The following is a 16121-nucleotide window of genomic DNA, read 5'->3' as shown; positions in this document are numbered from 1 at the left end:
ATTTTAAAAAGCCTAGTCAATTACTTGACGTTTTAAACTTTCCCGCGCCTGATCGTAACTAAACCCATGATTTAAAAGATACCTCATACATTTAGCGTAGTCTTTAGCGGGTGGATTTTCGGTAAGTGTAAACCGTTTATTCGCTAAAGTTTTTGCAAGTTCAAACCAATCGGGGTCAAACTCACCTAGAATCGTATCAACCAACTCCTCCTCAATTCCTTTTTGACGAAGCTCGTAGCGTATGCGTGCTTCACCGTAACATTGACCCAATCGGTTTCGGATAAACATTTCGGTAAAGCGGTAGTCGCTTTGATAGCCATCTTCGGCTAATTGATCCAACACAGAATGTAATACATGAATATCGGAGGTTTGCGATTGAAGACGCTTGCTTAACTCGGCACGTGAATACTCACGGCGAGCCAGCAAGCTAATAATTTTGTAACGCAATTCCTGTGCGTTAAGTTCCGAGGACATATCCTGCCTCCTGTCTGAGAGGTGTGACGCAATCAACGCTAGAACTGACATGCGTTCTAGCGTATGAGATTAAGAGTCTAAATCCGCTTCTGTTTCGGTATCCATGTCTGACTGTTTGACATCTGATCCAGTGAGCAAACGACGGCGTATTTCAGCTTCAACCTCAGCTGCTATTTCAGGATGCTCTTCGAGATAACGTGCGGCATTGGCTTTGCCCTGCCCAATTTTATCGCCCTTATAAGCATACCAAGCACCCGCTTTATCAATCAGTTTTTCTTTAACACCCAAATCAATAACTTCACCCATATGGTAGATTCCACTGCCATACATGATTTGGAATTCAGCTTGTTTAAAAGGAGGTGAAACTTTGTTTTTCACAACCTTAACGCGCGTTTCACTGCCCACGACTTCCTCGCCTTGCTTCACTGAGCCTATACGACGAATATCCAAACGAACAGATGCATAAAACTTCAACGCATTACCGCCAGTTGTCGTTTCAGGGCTACCAAACATAACACCAATTTTCATACGAATCTGGTTGATGAAAATCAATAAAGTATTCGCGTTTTTTACACTCCCCGTGAGCTTACGCAACGCCTGTGACATCAATCGTGCCTGCAAGCCCATGTGGGAGTCACCCATTTCGCCTTCAATTTCAGCTTTTGGCGTTAAGGCTGCGACCGAGTCAACGACAATGACATCAACAGCATTTGAACGTACCAACATGTCGGTGATTTCTAATGCTTGCTCACCTGTATCCGGTTGAGAGACCAGCAGTGAGTCAACATCAACTCCTAATTTTTCGGCATAAATAGGATCCAATGCATGTTCAGCATCTACGAAGGCACAGGTTTTACCCTGCTTTTGTGCTTCAGCAATAACCTGTAACGTTAGCGTTGTTTTACCTGACGACTCAGGACCGTAAATTTCAACGATACGTCCATAAGGCAGACCTCCTAGTCCTAATGCGATATCCAACCCTAATGATCCCGTTGAAACACTGGGGATCACTTCTCTTGGCTGATCACCCATACGCATCACCGCCCCTTTTCCGAACTGACGTTCAATTTGAGACAGTGCGACATCAAGGGCTTTCTTTCTATTTTCGTCCATTGCGAACCTCATGTAAGGATGCTTAATCTAAAATACTGTATATCTGAACAGTATTATTTCATAACTTTTCAAGATTGCAAGTCATCGCGGCAAATAAGCAAGAATTCCTTCAAGTGCCTGAATAACTGTTTGCTCACGGATACTATCACGATCCCCTTGAAAAAAACTCAGGCAGGTTCTCGTTGGCTGCCCTTTCATCGCCCAAGCCAACCATACTGTACCTACTGGTTTCATAGGTGTTCCACCATCCGGTCCAGCAACACCACTGACGGCCACAGAAATATCAGCACCACTTTTCTGCAAGGCCCCCTCCGCCATCGCTTTAACGACATCTTCACTCACGGCGCCTTTTGCTTGAATTAATGCATCATTTACCCCTAAAAGCTGGGTTTTAGCCGTATTTGAATAGGTGACAAAACCGTATTCATACCAAGCAGAAGAACCCGGAGTCGATGTAATTGCCTGAGCGATCCCTCCACCCGTGCAAGACTCAGCTGTGGAAACATGCGCCTGATACTCACGAAGCAACTCTCCAACCTCGGCAGCGAGTTTTTTTATATGCATCGGATTTTTCTCCTATACGCTCTGTTGAACTTTTATCTTAGAATAGAAGCTTAACTCAGTTACAGACGACTTTTGATTTTTCAACCTTTAAGGGCACAATGACTTCTTCACTCCCAGCCAGCATTTCCGATAATCATACCCCTATGATGAAGCAGTATCTGCGCATAAAAGCAGAACACCCTCATCAAATACTGTTTTATCGTATGGGTGATTTTTATGAACTCTTTTACGATGATGCCAAACGCGCCTCTGCTTTGCTCGATATCTCGTTAACGGCAAGAGGGAAATCGGACGGCCAACCTATCCCTATGGCCGGAGTTCCGTATCATGCGGCTGAGGGATATATTGCCAGACTTGTCCGCCAAGGTGAATCGGTTGTTATTTGTGAACAAGTCGGTGATCCCGCCACCAGCAAAGGCCCTGTCGACCGCCAAGTCGCTCGCATTGTTACACCGGGTACACTTACGGATGAGGCTTTTCTGGATGAGTCCCGTGACAATCTTTTGGTCGCTGCGTACTTTCAAAACACACGCTACGGGATTGCGTTGCTGGATCTTAGCTCTGGACGCTTTAGTTTACTTGAGCTCGATAGTGAGGAAGGTCTGCTAAGTGAAATTGAACGACTTCAGCCCGCCGAACTACTGTGCAGCGATAGTCCCTCCATCTTTCCTTTAATCCAAAGCCGAAAAGGGGTCAGAATTCAACCACCTTGGTACTTCGATAACGAAACTTGCCAAAAACTTCTATGCGATCAATTTAAAGTTAAAGATTTAAGCGGATTTGGTTGCCAAGATATGCATGCGGGTATCGCGGCGGCAGGCTGTTTATTACAGTATGCACGTGACACTCAACGCAGCCAACTTCCTCATATTCGCAGAATACAAATTGAGCAGCGCAACGAAGCCGTCCAACTTGATGGCGCCACGCGTAAGAACCTCGAATTGGATCAAAATCTACAGGGTGGACGCGAAAACACACTTGCAGCTGTGCTCGACACTACTTGCACGGCAATGGGCAGTCGTTTGCTAAAGCGATGGTTACATCGCCCTCTGCGTGATTTGGCAAGATTAAAGTCACGTCAAGATGCCATTAGATGGTGCTTGGAGGATTTACATTTTGAAGCGATCTCTGAAGCGCTTAAGCCTATCGGCGATACAGAACGCATTTTATCTCGGGTGGCTCTAGGTTCAGCACGACCCAGAGATCTAGAAAGACTGAGACACAGTCTTCAAGCTTTACCCCTCGTACAGCGGCTTCTACAAAAAACAGACGCTCCCTTATTGCAAGATTTAGCTGAACAAATCAGTGATTTTCCTGATCTAGCGACGCTACTCTCACAAGCGGTGACCGATGCTCCTCCCGTTGTCATTAGAGATGGCGGCGTCATTGCCGAGGGCTATGATGCAGAACTCGATGAACTGCGTGCATTAAGTGAAAATGCAGGCGGGTATTTGCTTGAACTGGAGCAGCGGGAGCGGGAGCGCACAGGACTTGCAACCTTAAAGGTCGGGTATAACCGTGTGCATGGCTACTACATTGAGCTCAGTCGCAATCAAGCCGCTCAAGTACCTGCCGATTACATTCGCCGCCAAACATTAAAAAATGCAGAGCGCTACATTACCCCAGAACTCAAAGCCTTTGAGGATAAAGCACTGAGCGCCAAAGGGAGAGCATTGGCGCGCGAGAAAGAGCTCTACGAGGGGCTACTGACCCTTTTGCAACAGCAGCTAGGCCCTCTGCAACTTTCCGCTTCAGCGTTAGCAGAGCTGGACTTATTGAACAGCCTGGCCGATAGAGCCTATCATCTTAATTATGTTGCGCCGCAGCTTTCGGAAGATCGTATCCTATCCATTTCAGAAGGCCGTCACCCAGTGGTGGAATCAACGACGTCGTCTCCTTTTGTCGCTAACTCAATCAATCTTCATGACACACGTCACATGTTGATTATCACAGGCCCTAACATGGGCGGTAAATCTACCTATATGCGCCAAACAGCCTTAATTGTATTAATGGCGCATATTGGCAGCTATGTACCCGCTCACTCAGCAGAGATAGGCTTAGTCGATCGTATTTTCACCCGGATGGGGTCGTCAGATGACTTAGCAGGGGGACGTTCAACCTTCATGGTCGAGATGAATGAAACGGCGAATATTTTACATAATGCGACAGTACGCAGTCTGGTCTTGATGGACGAAGTTGGGAGAGGAACAAGCACGTTTGATGGGCTCTCGTTGGCGTGGTCTTGTGCAGAATACTTGGCCTACAGGACCAAAGCCTTCGTGCTATTTGCCACTCACTACTTTGAATTGACATTACTGGCAGAGCAGCTTTCTGGAGTTGCTAACATTCACTTAACTGCGATCGAACATCAAGACCGCATCGTGTTCATGCATGAAGTCAAAGAGGGTGCTGCCAGTCAAAGCTACGGTTTACAAGTTGCACAGCTCGCAGGGGTGCCGACCAGTGTGATTGAGTCTGCACGATTAAAGCTTCATCAACTTGAAATTGAATCCAAGTCTCACCAAGCTGCGCCGCAGACGAGCACTAAGGTTCATGAGCCCTGCCAGGTTGATTTATTTTCAACCAAGAGCCAAGTTGAGGAAAAATTAGCCGAAATAAACCCTAACAATCTGACACCGATTGAGGCATTAGTGCTGTTAAACGAGCTAAAGAAATTGTGTTAAAACACGACAACTGACTCAGAATGCATCTAAGCTATCTGAGTCAGTTGAATAGGATGCTTACTGGAGCAAATCTTCTTCGGTAAGGCCATTTTTCTCGACAATATCTCTAAGCTTGCGCAGCCCTTCAACTTGAATTTGCCTAACACGTTCGCGCGTTAGGCCAATTTCATTGCCCACCTCTTCAAGAGTGCTGATTTCATATCCACGCAAACCAAAACGTCTTGATAACACCTCTGAATGCTTAGTCGGTAACATATCTAACCAACGGTTTAGGTTACCACTGATGTTATTCGTTTGGAGTAAAACTTCGGGGTCAGCAGAGTCGACGTCTGCGATCGTATCCAGCAGCGGCTTATCACTTCCTCCTCCAGCTGGCGTATCCACAGAGGTCACCCGCTCATTCAAACCAAGCATACGCTCAACACTTTCAACAGGACGGTCGACCAACGCCGCGATTTCTTCAGAGGTGGGTTCATGATCTAATTTTTGAGCCAACTGACGAGAGGCTCTAAGATAAAGGTTGAGCTCTTTAACAACATGAATAGGGAGACGAATAGTGCGCGTTTGGTTCATAATTGCACGCTCGATGGTTTGACGAATCCACCAAGTTGCATAGGTTGAAAAGCGAAAACCTCGCTCAGGATCAAACTTTTCGACGGCTCGAATCAGTCCTAGGTTACCTTCCTCAATAAGATCCAGCAATGTTAATCCACGGTTAATGTAACGACGGGCAATTTTAACAACTAAACGTAAGTTGCTTTCAATCATGCGTTTGCGTGCTGCATCATCACCCTTTAAGGCTAATCTTGAAAAGTGCACCTCTTCTTCAGCCGATAGTAAGGGCGAAAATCCAATTTCATTTAGGTACATTTGAGTTGCATCTAGACTTCGCGCACTCATCAGATCCTCATGCGCCTTAGTACCTCGTCCTCGTCCGCTATCGATAAAGTCGCTACCATCGTCACTGGAATCTAGATCAAGATCATCATCAGAGTCACTATCTTCTAGATCCGCATCCAAAATAAACTCTTCATCGAACTTATCGCTATCATTCATCGAAACCATGTTTTAATCCTTACTAAGCCAGCAATCAGGGTATACCTGTTTATCATTATTGTGTTGTTATTGTTATCGTCTTGGCAGATAGGTTAATGGATCTACGGGTTTACCGTCTCGACGGATCTCAAAGTGTAGCTGAACACGGTCAGTGCCCGAATTCCCCATCTCGGCTATTTTACTTCCAGCTTTTACAGTATCATTTTCACTCACTAGAATGCGACTGTTATGCGCATATGCGCTAAGAAACTGTTGATTATGATTAATGATCACTAAGTTTCCATAGCCAAGCAAACCACTACCCGCATACACAACTCGACCATCTGCCGCCGCAAGGATTGGGTCACCCATCTTACCATCAATATCGACCCCCTTGTTACCTCCCTCTCGATCAGAGAAACGCCGGATAATATTTCCCGATGCAGGCCACTGCCACCGGACGCCCCCCGCTGTGGATGTCGCAGCCGATGCACTTGACGCGGCCGTCGTTGATGTCGCCGTGCTAGCCGTTGTTTGAGGTGGCGGTGCTGATGGGGGTGTTTGTACGGGGGGTTGCTGCGCCGAGGCAGTACGGGGAGAAGCATTGCCACTCGACGTTTGCGTTGCAGGCGCTGCAGGCCTAGACGCTGTTGATGCAACAGGAGCAGCCTGACGAGCTGGCGCTGATGCCGCTACTTGCGTGGTCGATGATCCCGTGTTGGTCAACCTTAGCACTTGGCCTGGATAAATACGGTAGCGTTGATCAATTGAATTCCAACGCGCAACCTCTCGATAATCCAGCCCATATCGCCAAGAGATAGAGTAAAGGGTATCCCCTTGCTTGACCGTATAGGTTCCAGGGTTCGCTAAGGGAGCTGGACGCGATGATGTTTGTGTATTTGCAGCACCTCTCGCACCTAAAGACTGATCGGTAACAGGTGCAAACCCTCTTCCACAGCCTGCCAAAAGAGCGAACATTAGAACAAATGATAATGCACCTAAGCGTTTTCCCACAGTTGCTCCATTAAGATTCAGCGACGATCCAGCAGAACCACTAAGCCAATACCGAGTATCATTAAAGCAAGCGCACCTAATGTATAAGGGTCTTGCCCAGTCATTTCAAAAAACGTCTCTGGTAGCACATTCCTTTGCAGTAAAGGAACTTCTTCCCCATGCCGATTTATACTATATGAGAGCGTATATTTCCAAGGCCATACTTTGTTTAATGACCCCAACATGAATCCACCCAGAAGTGACAGGGTTGCGACTTTATGATGGTGGAATGCCCAGCTTAAAACTCGAGAAAAGCTCATAATGCCCACCACACAGCCCGCTAAAAACAAGCCTATAAAGCCAAGCTGAAAGTCTTTAACCGCTGTTAAAACAGGCGCATACATCCCCATTAACAACAAAATAAAACTTCCGGAGATACCCGGCAATATCATCGCGCAAATCGCAATCATTCCTGAAAAAAACACCAACCAAACACTCGGTGTCACTTGGCTAGGTGACATTGAGGTCACCACATAAGCGATACAAACACCTAGCAGAAAAATACCGACAACTCGAAAATCCAATTTATTCGTATGGCGAATAACACTCCAAGTGGATGCGAGTATTAAGCCAAAGAAAAATGACCAAAGTAAGACAGGATGCTCCTCAAGTAGATATAAAACTATCCTTGCCAGTGTAAGCAGGCTTAGGACAATCCCAAAAATAAGGGTTATCAAAAAAGAGCCATTCACATAACGCCAAACAGCCACAGGCCCTTCTTTAAATAATAGGGACAGCGCTTGAAGATTAAATCGGCGGATGCTTTCAATGAGTTCTTCATAAATACCTGTGATAAACGCTACCGTTCCACCGGACACTCCAGGAACAGCATCAGCGGCTCCCATCAACATTCCTTTTCCTACCAATGCCAAATAATCGGCTATTGTTCGCTGCATAAACCTACTTCCTAGTCAGCGTATTGTTCCACTTAACAGCGGCACAAAGTTAACATCTTCAAGCACACGTGTTTCAAATACACGCGCTTCTTTGCGTATAACAAGTTTCAACTGCTGTCGATTACCACCCACAGGAATCACCAGCCTACCGTCTATCGCTAACTGTTCTAATAACTCTTCAGGTACTTCTTCGGGTGCTGCCGTTACCAAAATACCATCAAATGGCCCCTGTTCAGGCCACCCCATGCCACCATCGGAATGGCGCATCATGACATTAAATATCTTAAGCCTTTGCAGTTTTTGACGCGCACGATCCTGTAAAGGGCGAATGCGTTCGACACTACACACTTGGTGCACGAGACTGGCTAAAACAGCTGTCTGATATCCAGAGCCAGTTCCAACCTCCAACACTTTTTTTAGCGGGCCTGCAGCCAACAGTATTTCGGTCATACGCGCAACAATATACGGCTGGGAGATTGTTTGATTAAAGCCAATGGGGAGCGCGGTATCTTCGTACGCACGATGCGCTAACGCTTCATCAAGAAATAAATGACGAGGTGTGGCCAAAAGAACCTCCAGCACACGCTCGTCTTTGATGCCCTGTTCACGAAGACGAGCAATCATCCGCTCTCGCGTTCTTCGTGATGTCATTCCAATCCCCTGAAGATCTAAATCGGTCACACAAGGTCCTCAAGCCAACACGCCAGATTATCCATACCCGAATAATGCGTCATGTCTATCTGCACAGGTGTAATTGAAACATACCCCTGTTCTACTGCATAAAAATCCGTTCCGGGTTCACGATCAGCTGCAGCACCCGCTCCTGCAATCCAATACCTCACTCGCCCTCTAGGATCGAAGGTTTCGACTGGCAAATCAGCTGCTAATCGGTGCCCTAATCGAGTAACGTGAATCCCTTTAATTTGATCTATGGGAACATCTGGAACATTAATATTAAGAACAGTTCTTGGTGCAACAACTAACCTGTCTAATTTCTGCACTAAATTACGAACAATTTCCGCAGCGGTATCATAATGTTTTGGATGAAAACTATCCATAGACACGGCAATCGGTGGTAAGCGACACGTTCGACCTTCCGTTGCAGCAGCAACGGTGCCCGAATACAAAACATCATCGCCTAAGTTAGCACCTGCATTAATACCTGACACCACAATATCGGGTATAAAGCCTTCTTGAAACAAACCCGACCGTCCTAAATGAACGCAATCGGTCGGAGTTCCATTAATACTAAAAAACCCACTGGAGTGCTGATAGGCTTCTAATGGGCGGTCAAGGGTTAAGGAGTTACTGGCACCGCTTCGATTTCGATCGGGCGCAACCACACATATATCCGCATCCCTTGCTAAGGCTCTCGCCAAGGATGCCAACCCTGGAGCATAAACTCCATCATCGTTTGAGACCAATATTCTCATCACTTCTCTCATGTGTGCAATCAAGCACATCCGCTGTATACACTTAAGTCATTTATTATTCTGCCAGTTCTACCTGCTGGCTATTCTCTACCAGGCACAACTCTCTCAGCACGCTGGTTGCAAATGAGCCGGCTGGCAACGAAAAGGTAACACGGAACTGACTCTCTGTAACCTGATTAAGTTCAGCAAATTCAGGCATTAATCGTGCACGCCGTCTTTCTTGACGCAGACCTAACGTCTCAAGCGCATCGGCCCATGCTTGCCATTCACTCACGATGGACTTCTCGAAATCAGCAGCTACGCCTTGTGTCATGAGTTCCCCAGCACCCCACATTGGCGCCGTATGACTCAACTCTCCGGCTGCTAAACGAGCGGCCATATTTGACATCCCTTGCTCGACCACAAAGCAACTTTGACTGCTAGGTAACATGAGCACATCACCAATCTGTACCGTTTCCCAGCGATGCTGCAGGATACGTTCAGATACAATTTGGTTAAAAAGCGCAGAGCGTAAAGCCGAAATATACAAACCACGCTTATGGCTTTGCCGTTCTTTTAACACACCCGCCAGCAACGCCTCACCTTGGGTAATATTGCCATAGGCTTGACCAAAACGCTGTTCACCAAAGTAATTAGGGACACCAGCCTTCTGTATGGCTTTGAAACGCTCAACTAAAGCAAGAGGCTCGGTTACATTGCGCAACAACAATTCAAAGCGATTGCCTTGCAAAACACCTGTTTTCAGTTTTCGACCGTGTCGGGTATGCTGAAGCACTTTAATGGTTGATGTTTCGAATAACGACCACCGAATGGGCGGCGCTTTAATAGGATGCTTAAAACTAAACCACTGCTGTGTAATCGCATGTCGGTCTTTTTTACCCGCATACCCTATGTCGCGAGGGTTCGTCCCTGTGAACTTTGCCAACTGTCTTGCGACCCATTCCGTATTTTCACCTGTTTTCTGAATAAGAACAAACACATGTTCTCCTTCCCCATCAGGCTCAAACCCTAGTATTTCCTCAACACAAAAATCACTGGGCTGTTCTCGAATTCGTGCAGCGGAAATGGGTTTCCCCCACAACCAAGCTTCAGATCTGGATAATAACTGTGGGAGAAGGCTCATCGCTTGCGTACCTGTTCTGGACGAGGTTCAATTAACTGAAAAAAGGTTTCACCCTCTTTGATCAATCCCATTTCGCTTCTTGCACGCTCTTCAATCGCACGCAAGCCTGACTTAAGATCGGCAACCTCTGCTTCTAGCCGGTGGTTACGCTCAGTCAACTGCTGATTTTCACGTTTTTGTTTCTGTATTTGCTCCTCAAGATACCACACCTGACGCAGGTTGGGATCTCCGAGCCACAGGCGGTACTGCAATCCTGCTAGCATCAACACCAGTATTATTAAGAGCCAACGAAACACTAATGACCTCAGTCTCTTTCAATAACCACAGAAAAGGGGGCTAAGCCCCCTTCCCTTTTTGGTTCATCCTAGGATAAATCAAGCTTGTCCTTTAATCTCGGCCAAGCCATTGTAAACAGCCTTATCACCTAATTCAGCTTCAATACGCAACAAACGGTTATACTTAGCCACACGGTCAGAACGGCACAACGAGCCAGTTTTAATCTGTCCTGCTGCCGTACCCACCGCAAGATCAGCGATGGTCGTGTCTTCCGTTTCACCAGAACGATGCGAAATAACGGCTGTAAAGCCCGCCGCTTTTGCCATACGAATTGCATCTAGGGTTTCAGACAACGTACCGATCTGATTGAACTTAATCAGAATTGAGTTCGCAATGCCTTTTTCGATCCCTTCAGCGAGAATCTTGGTATTGGTTACAAATAGATCATCGCCAACGAGCTGTACTTTATCGCCAATTTTACGGGTTAAATCAGCCCAACCTGCCCAATCCGATTCATCCATACCATCTTCGATTGATACAATTGGATATTTTTCGGACAAAGACTTAAGGTAATCAGCAAAGGCTGATGAGTCAAAGACTTTGCCTTCACCTGATAAATCGTACTGACCTGCTTTGTAAAATTCGGACGCTGCACAATCCAGGGCAAGTGTGACATCCTTACCCAACTCATAGCCAGCTTTTTCAATTGCTTCACGTATAACAACCAAGGCTTCTTCATTTGAGCCTAAGTTTGGAGCAAAACCGCCTTCATCGCCAACCGCTGTACTCAAACCACGATTTTTAAGAACAGCTTTCAATGAATGAAAAATTTCTGTACCGCAACGCAGACCTTCACTAAAGGACGTAAAGTTGACTGGCTGAACCATGAACTCTTGAATATCGACGTTATTATCCGCATGTTCGCCACCATTGAGAATATTCATCATGGGGACAGGCATGGAAAACTGGCCTGGTGTGCCATTAATCTCTGCAATGTGTGCGTAGAGAGGAATGCCTTTTTCTGCAGCGGCGGCTTTAGCTGCAGCCAACGAAACGGCCAGAATAGCATTTGCACCCAAAACAGACTTATTGTCCGTACCATCGAGTTCAAGCATTTTGTTGTCGATGGCACGCTGTTCAGTTGCATCCATTCCCAGCAAAGCATCACGGATAGCGTTATTCACAGCAGCAACTGCCTTTAAGACACCTTTGCCCATGTAGCGTGACTTATCACCATCACGCAACTCAAGCGCTTCGCGTGAACCGGTCGACGCTCCAGAGGGAGCACACGCAGTTCCCACAACACCAGACGCTAAAATCACATCTGCTTCTACCGTCGGGTTGCCACGCGAATCAAGCACTTCACGCGCTTTGATATCAGCAATCTTTGCCATATGTATCATTCTCCGATTTTTGTTTTAACTGAAAATTAATCCTGCGACTGGTATTCCAGAGCGGCTTTAATAAATCCTGTAAACAAGCCATGCCCATAACGCGGGGTTGAAGTAAACTCCGGATGGAACTGGCACGCGACAAACCACGGATGGTCTGGCACCTCAACGACTTCAACTAGCTCACCATCAGCAGAACGCCCAGCAATTATTAGCCCAGCCGCTTCTAATAATGGAACATAGTGATTATTGACCTCATAACGATGACGATGGCGCTCACGAATTTCGGTTGCGCCATAGACTTCAGCCGATTTAGAGCCCGGAATCAAATGGCAAACCTGCGCACCTAGACGCATGGTTCCACCGAGATCCGTATCAGCGGTTCTCTGCTCAACATTACCATCAAGATCAACCCACTCTGTGATTAATCCTACAACTGGATGAGCCGACTGTTTATTGAACTCTGTTGAGTTTGCGCCTTCTAGGCCTGCAACATGTCGAGCAAACTCGATAACAGCAACCTGCATTCCAAGGCAAATCCCCAGATAAGGCACTTTATTTTCTCGCGCATAGCGAGCTGCCAGAATTTTACCTTCGACGCCACGCTCGCCAAAGCCACCTGGAACCAGAATAGCCGACGCGCCTTTTAATATATCAACACCTTCACGTTCAACACGCTCAGAATCAATGTATTCAATTTTAACTTTACGACGCAGTGCTATACCTGCATGTGTAATGGCTTCGATCAGGGACTTGTAGGCATCTAACAGCTCCATGTACTTGCCCACCATCGCAATGGTGACTTCTCCATCCGGATTTAGGAAGCTGTCAGACACACGATCCCACTCACTCAAGTCAGCAGGTGGGCAGTCGAGACGGAAGCGATCAATCACAATATCGTCCACACCCTGCTCAGCCAACAACTGAGGGATGGCATAAATTGATTTTGCATCCGGCAAGGAAACAACCGCGCGCTCTTCAACGTTGGTGAACATCGCCAATTTACGCCTTGCCGACACAGGCAAAGGTTGCTCTGAACGACAAACCAGAATATCCGGCTGAATACCAATTGAACGCAGCTCTTTCACAGAGTGCTGAGACGGCTTGGTTTTCGTTTCTCCAGCTGTCGCAATATAAGGAACAAGCGTCAAATGCATGAATAACGCATTGGCGGCTCCCACCTCGATTCTAAGCTGTCGAACCGCTTCAAGGAATGGCAAGGACTCTATGTCACCAACCGTTCCGCCGATTTCAACCAGTGCGATTTCAGCACCACTTGCACCTTCAACAACACGACGTTTAATTTCATCTGTGATGTGAGGAATAACCTGCACAGTCCCGCCAAGGTAATCACCACGACGTTCTTTTTTCAGGACATGCTGATACACACGACCTGTTGTGAAGTTATTACGGCGGGTCATCGTTGTCCGAATAAAACGCTCGTAGTGACCCAGATCTAAGTCTGTTTCAGCGCCATCATCAGTAACGAACACCTCACCGTGTTGAAAGGGGCTCATAGTACCCGGGTCCACATTGATATATGGATCGAGCTTTAACATAGTAACCCTTAGGCCACGTGCTTCAAGAATGGCTGCCAGTGAGGCTGAAGCAATACCTTTGCCCAAAGAGGACACTACACCGCCGGTGACGAATATATAGCGCGTCATGCAAAACCTGTAAAAATCATGATATTTGGAGGGGTAAAGATGGTATTACACAGTAGCAAAAAAAGGCTCTTCAGACAATCCAAAAGGATGCCATATCACGCGAAGATTGCATTCATTTGGCCAATTATCTGTAAAACAGACACTTGGCACTGCGACTAGCGTATCACCCATCATCAATACGGGCCAATTTTCTCTCCACCAGGGTGGAATGCCCTTTTCTTGTAACAGCTGCTTTAAGCTAACCGATCCACCTCGCCCACGAGGCCGAAGTCGTTCACCGCCTTGACGGTAGATGAGCGTTACCGAACCGATTGCCAAGCATTCGCCTTCGATCGTTAGAATACCTGTTTCTAGCGTATAAGTCCCTGCTACCATATTCAATTGACGCTCAAATACCTCAATCAACGGTAACGTTAGGGGCAAATAAAACAAATGCTGCCGATAGCCGCAAATTCGATGTGTTTTGGAAACTTGAACAGACGCCGATGAGGACGGCTGCTCGCATAACAACTGTTTTCGGATGGATTGAAGACTTGACTCATCCAACTCCCCTCCCCGCTGGTGAATCCAATAACGCAAAACGTTGTGCTGGCGCGGAATGGATAAGCGCAATAAGGGAGCAACACTTATCGACTCACACTTGCTTAACAAACTGTGTAAATCCTGTTGCGCCACTTCAACTAAAACCTTGTCTGCTTCGGTCATATAACTCGCTGTTTTAGCAAGTCGTCCCACCACTTGAGGCCAACGCGTTTGCAACTCGGGCAGTACGCGCAGTCGAATATAATTCCGCGCATAGTCCTCCTTTTTGTTCGATGGGTCCTCGATCCAGTTCAGGTGCTGCTCATGCGCCCAAGCCTCAAGTGTTCTTCGCGAAACTGATAAAAAAGGCCTTAGTATTTTGCTTGAATAAAAAGGCCGTTCCGTTGGGATCGCTGCCAAACCACGTACACCCGCCCCACGTACTAACCGATATATCAGTGTTTCGGCTTGATCATCGGCATGATGGGCCATAAGCAATGCATCACCCTCACCTAAATGATCTGCAAATGCTTGATAACGGGCATTTCGTGCATCTTGCTCTGATGACGATAAAGGTGAAACGATTACGCAGACAAAGGCAACATTCAGCTCAGTACAACGCTGTCGGCAATGTTCAGACCAAGCCACCGCACCATCTTGAAGTTGATGATTCACGTGAATAGCAAGCAGCGACGAAACAGGAAAGGCTTGAGTGGCAGCACTGAGCAAGACTTCGGAGTCTAAACCGCCACTGTACGCAATCACCCAGCGCCTGACATCAGGATGTGCTCCGGCTAACGCCTGCAAAGCCACCACTGGGTTCATACTCTACAACCTAACAATCAGAGCTTATCAGCCCCATAGGACATTAAACGCGCATAACGTCTTTCTAGGAGTTGCTCCTGATCCAATGAACGAAGTCTAGCCAAACTAGACTGCAACGCTTCTTTTACACGTTTGGCCATTTCGGCAGGATCTCGGTGCGCTCCCCCTAAGGGCTCGGGAATAATCTGGTCAACCAAGCCTAGCTCATGCAGGCGTTCAGAGTTAATCCCCATGGCTTTAGCGGCATCGGGTGCACGCTCTGCGCTTTTCCAAAGAATAGAAGCACAGCCTTCAGGCGAAATAACGGAATAAGTGCCGTATTGCAGCATCAACAATTCATCGCAAACACCTATCGCCAATGCACCACCCGAACCACCCTCACCAATAACGGTAGAGATGATGGGTGTATTAAGACGTGACATACGTGCAAGGTTAAATGCAATCGCTTCGGACTGCCCACGCTCTTCTGCATCGATACCAGGATAAGCACCCGGCGTGTCAATGAAGGTAAACAATGGCATCTTAAAGCGCTCGGCCATCTCCATCACACGCAGAGCTTTTCGGTAGCCTTCTGGACGCGGCATACCAAAGTTGCGCCTTACTTTCTCCTTCACGTCGCGCCCTTTTTGATGGCCAATCAGGACAACAGGCTCTCCATCAAGGCGCGCTATGCCACTGACGATAGCTGCATCATCGGCAAAATGCCGATCACCATGCACTTCATCAAAATCATCAAACGCCAGCGCAATGTAATCCAGAGTATACGGGCGCTGAGGGTGACGAGAGAGCTGTGACACTTGCCATGCGCTCAAATCAGAGAAAATTGAGCGAGTCAGCTTACGGCTCTTCTCCTGCAGATTATCAATTTCTTCTGACAGATTGAGATCCGCATTATTGGCACCGACATGGCGTAACTCATTGATTTTGGCCTCCAGCTCGGCGATGGGCTGTTCAAAATCGAGGTAGTTAGGATTCATGCGCTTCAGTTCTACATTAATTAAGGTTAAAAAATTTAAACAGTTTTACGATTTTACCTGCAGATTCATCTGATCTCCAGTCCAATCC

15 protein-coding genes are annotated in these 16121 nt (G+C 47.0%); 1 reads left to right on the top strand and 14 read right to left on the bottom strand.

Annotated features, from left to right (window positions below; genetic code table 11):
• Positions 1-12 precede the first annotated feature (12 nt).
• The 3 genes from D791_RS04405 to D791_RS04395 all read right to left on the bottom strand — a co-directional run bounded on the left by D791_RS04405 (position 13) and on the right by D791_RS04395 (position 2151).
• Positions 13-474, bottom strand: coding sequence for a regulatory protein RecX (locus tag D791_RS04405; protein WP_036508331.1), 462 nt, complete (start codon positions 472-474; stop codon positions 13-15).
• Between the two features lie 69 nt (positions 475-543).
• A complete protein-coding gene (gene recA, locus D791_RS04400; RefSeq protein WP_036508328.1) occupies positions 544-1587 on the bottom strand; it encodes a recombinase RecA in 1044 nt (347 codons plus the stop codon).
• A gap of 81 nt (positions 1588-1668) precedes the next feature.
• Positions 1669-2151, bottom strand: coding sequence for a CinA family protein (locus D791_RS04395; protein ID WP_036508325.1), 483 nt, complete (start codon positions 2149-2151; stop codon positions 1669-1671).
• A 98-nt stretch (positions 2152-2249) separates the two neighbouring features.
• Here D791_RS04395 and mutS point away from each other — a divergent pair, with 98 nt between their 5' ends.
• Complete coding sequence (gene mutS, locus D791_RS04390; protein ID WP_036508323.1) at positions 2250-4835, top strand: DNA mismatch repair protein MutS; 2586 nt, start codon at positions 2250-2252, stop codon at positions 4833-4835.
• Positions 4836-4892: 57 nt separating this feature from the next.
• Here mutS and rpoS read toward each other — a convergent pair whose 3' ends face one another.
• From rpoS to accA, 11 genes are all read right to left on the bottom strand, one after another.
• Positions 4893-5891: an RNA polymerase sigma factor RpoS gene (gene rpoS / locus D791_RS04385; RefSeq protein WP_036508669.1), complete on the bottom strand. Its 999-nt coding sequence runs from the start codon at positions 5889-5891 to the stop codon at positions 4893-4895.
• 72 nt (positions 5892-5963) lie between these two features.
• Complete coding sequence (locus D791_RS04380) at positions 5964-6884, bottom strand: peptidoglycan DD-metalloendopeptidase family protein (protein ID WP_036508320.1); 921 nt, start codon at positions 6882-6884, stop codon at positions 5964-5966.
• Positions 6885-6901: 17 nt separating this feature from the next.
• Positions 6902-7819 carry a polyprenyl-phosphate transporter gene (locus tag D791_RS04375; protein ID WP_036508317.1) on the bottom strand — a complete coding sequence of 306 codons (918 nt, stop codon included), beginning with the start codon at positions 7817-7819 and terminating at the stop codon, positions 6902-6904.
• A gap of 15 nt (positions 7820-7834) precedes the next feature.
• Positions 7835-8470 (bottom strand): protein-L-isoaspartate(D-aspartate) O-methyltransferase, encoded by a 636-nt coding sequence (locus D791_RS04370; protein ID WP_081763740.1) that lies wholly within the window; start codon positions 8468-8470, stop codon positions 7835-7837.
• A 26-nt stretch (positions 8471-8496) separates the two neighbouring features.
• Positions 8497-9252, bottom strand: coding sequence for a 5'/3'-nucleotidase SurE (surE, locus tag D791_RS04365; RefSeq protein ID WP_036508311.1), 756 nt, complete (start codon positions 9250-9252; stop codon positions 8497-8499).
• Positions 9253-9307: 55 nt separating this feature from the next.
• Positions 9308-10375 carry a tRNA pseudouridine(13) synthase TruD gene (gene truD / locus D791_RS04360; RefSeq protein ID WP_036508308.1) on the bottom strand — a complete coding sequence of 356 codons (1068 nt, stop codon included), beginning with the start codon at positions 10373-10375 and terminating at the stop codon, positions 9308-9310.
• Positions 10372-10671 (bottom strand): cell division protein FtsB, encoded by a 300-nt coding sequence (ftsB, locus tag D791_RS04355; protein ID WP_036508306.1) that lies wholly within the window; start codon positions 10669-10671, stop codon positions 10372-10374. The genes truD and ftsB overlap by 4 nt, the downstream gene beginning before the upstream one ends.
• 78 nt (positions 10672-10749) lie before the next feature.
• Positions 10750-12045 carry a phosphopyruvate hydratase gene (eno, locus tag D791_RS04350; protein WP_036508303.1) on the bottom strand — a complete coding sequence of 432 codons (1296 nt, stop codon included), beginning with the start codon at positions 12043-12045 and terminating at the stop codon, positions 10750-10752.
• A gap of 35 nt (positions 12046-12080) precedes the next feature.
• Positions 12081-13709, bottom strand: coding sequence for a CTP synthase (locus D791_RS04345; RefSeq protein ID WP_036508300.1), 1629 nt, complete (start codon positions 13707-13709; stop codon positions 12081-12083).
• A 45-nt stretch (positions 13710-13754) separates the two neighbouring features.
• Entirely contained in the window at positions 13755-15056 is a 1302-nt protein-coding gene (gene tilS / locus D791_RS04340; protein WP_051514177.1) for a tRNA lysidine(34) synthetase TilS, read from the bottom strand.
• A 17-nt stretch (positions 15057-15073) separates the two neighbouring features.
• Positions 15074-16033: an acetyl-CoA carboxylase carboxyl transferase subunit alpha gene (gene accA, locus D791_RS04335; RefSeq protein ID WP_036508298.1), complete on the bottom strand. Its 960-nt coding sequence runs from the start codon at positions 16031-16033 to the stop codon at positions 15074-15076.
• Positions 16034-16121 lie beyond the last annotated feature (88 nt).

The organism is Nitrincola nitratireducens (assembly GCF_000585235.1).
In the GTDB taxonomy this organism is placed as follows: Bacteria; Pseudomonadota; Gammaproteobacteria; order Pseudomonadales; family Balneatricaceae; genus Nitrincola; species Nitrincola alkalisediminis.
This window is presented reverse-complemented; position numbering and strand designations above follow the sequence as displayed.

Bases quoted from the DNA above. Each gene is read 5' to 3' on its own strand.
- D791_RS04405 (WP_036508331.1), bottom strand. From the start codon at position 474: ATGTCCTCGGAACTTAACGCACAGGAATTGCGTTACAAAATTATTAGC.
- recA (WP_036508328.1), bottom strand. From the start codon at position 1,587: ATGGACGAAAATAGAAAGAAAGCCCTTGATGTCGCACTGTCTCAAATT.
- D791_RS04395 (WP_036508325.1), bottom strand. From the start codon at position 2,151: ATGCATATAAAAAAACTCGCTGCCGAGGTTGGAGAGTTGCTTCGTGAG.
- mutS (WP_036508323.1), top strand. From the start codon at position 2,250: ATGACTTCTTCACTCCCAGCCAGCATTTCCGATAATCATACCCCTATG.
- rpoS (WP_036508669.1), bottom strand. From the start codon at position 5,891: ATGAATGATAGCGATAAGTTCGATGAAGAGTTTATTTTGGATGCGGAT.
- D791_RS04375 (WP_036508317.1), bottom strand. From the start codon at position 7,819: ATGCAGCGAACAATAGCCGATTATTTGGCATTGGTAGGAAAAGGAATG.
- D791_RS04370 (WP_081763740.1), bottom strand. From the start codon at position 8,470: ATGACATCACGAAGAACGCGAGAGCGGATGATTGCTCGTCTTCGTGAA.
- surE (WP_036508311.1), bottom strand. From the start codon at position 9,252: ATGAGAATATTGGTCTCAAACGATGATGGAGTTTATGCTCCAGGGTTG.
- truD (WP_036508308.1), bottom strand. From the start codon at position 10,375: ATGAGCCTTCTCCCACAGTTATTATCCAGATCTGAAGCTTGGTTGTGG.
- eno (WP_036508303.1), bottom strand. From the start codon at position 12,045: ATGGCAAAGATTGCTGATATCAAAGCGCGTGAAGTGCTTGATTCGCGT.
- D791_RS04345 (WP_036508300.1), bottom strand. From the start codon at position 13,709: ATGACGCGCTATATATTCGTCACCGGCGGTGTAGTGTCCTCTTTGGGC.
- tilS (WP_051514177.1), bottom strand. From the start codon at position 15,056: ATGAACCCAGTGGTGGCTTTGCAGGCGTTAGCCGGAGCACATCCTGAT.
- accA (WP_036508298.1), bottom strand. From the start codon at position 16,033: ATGAATCCTAACTACCTCGATTTTGAACAGCCCATCGCCGAGCTGGAG.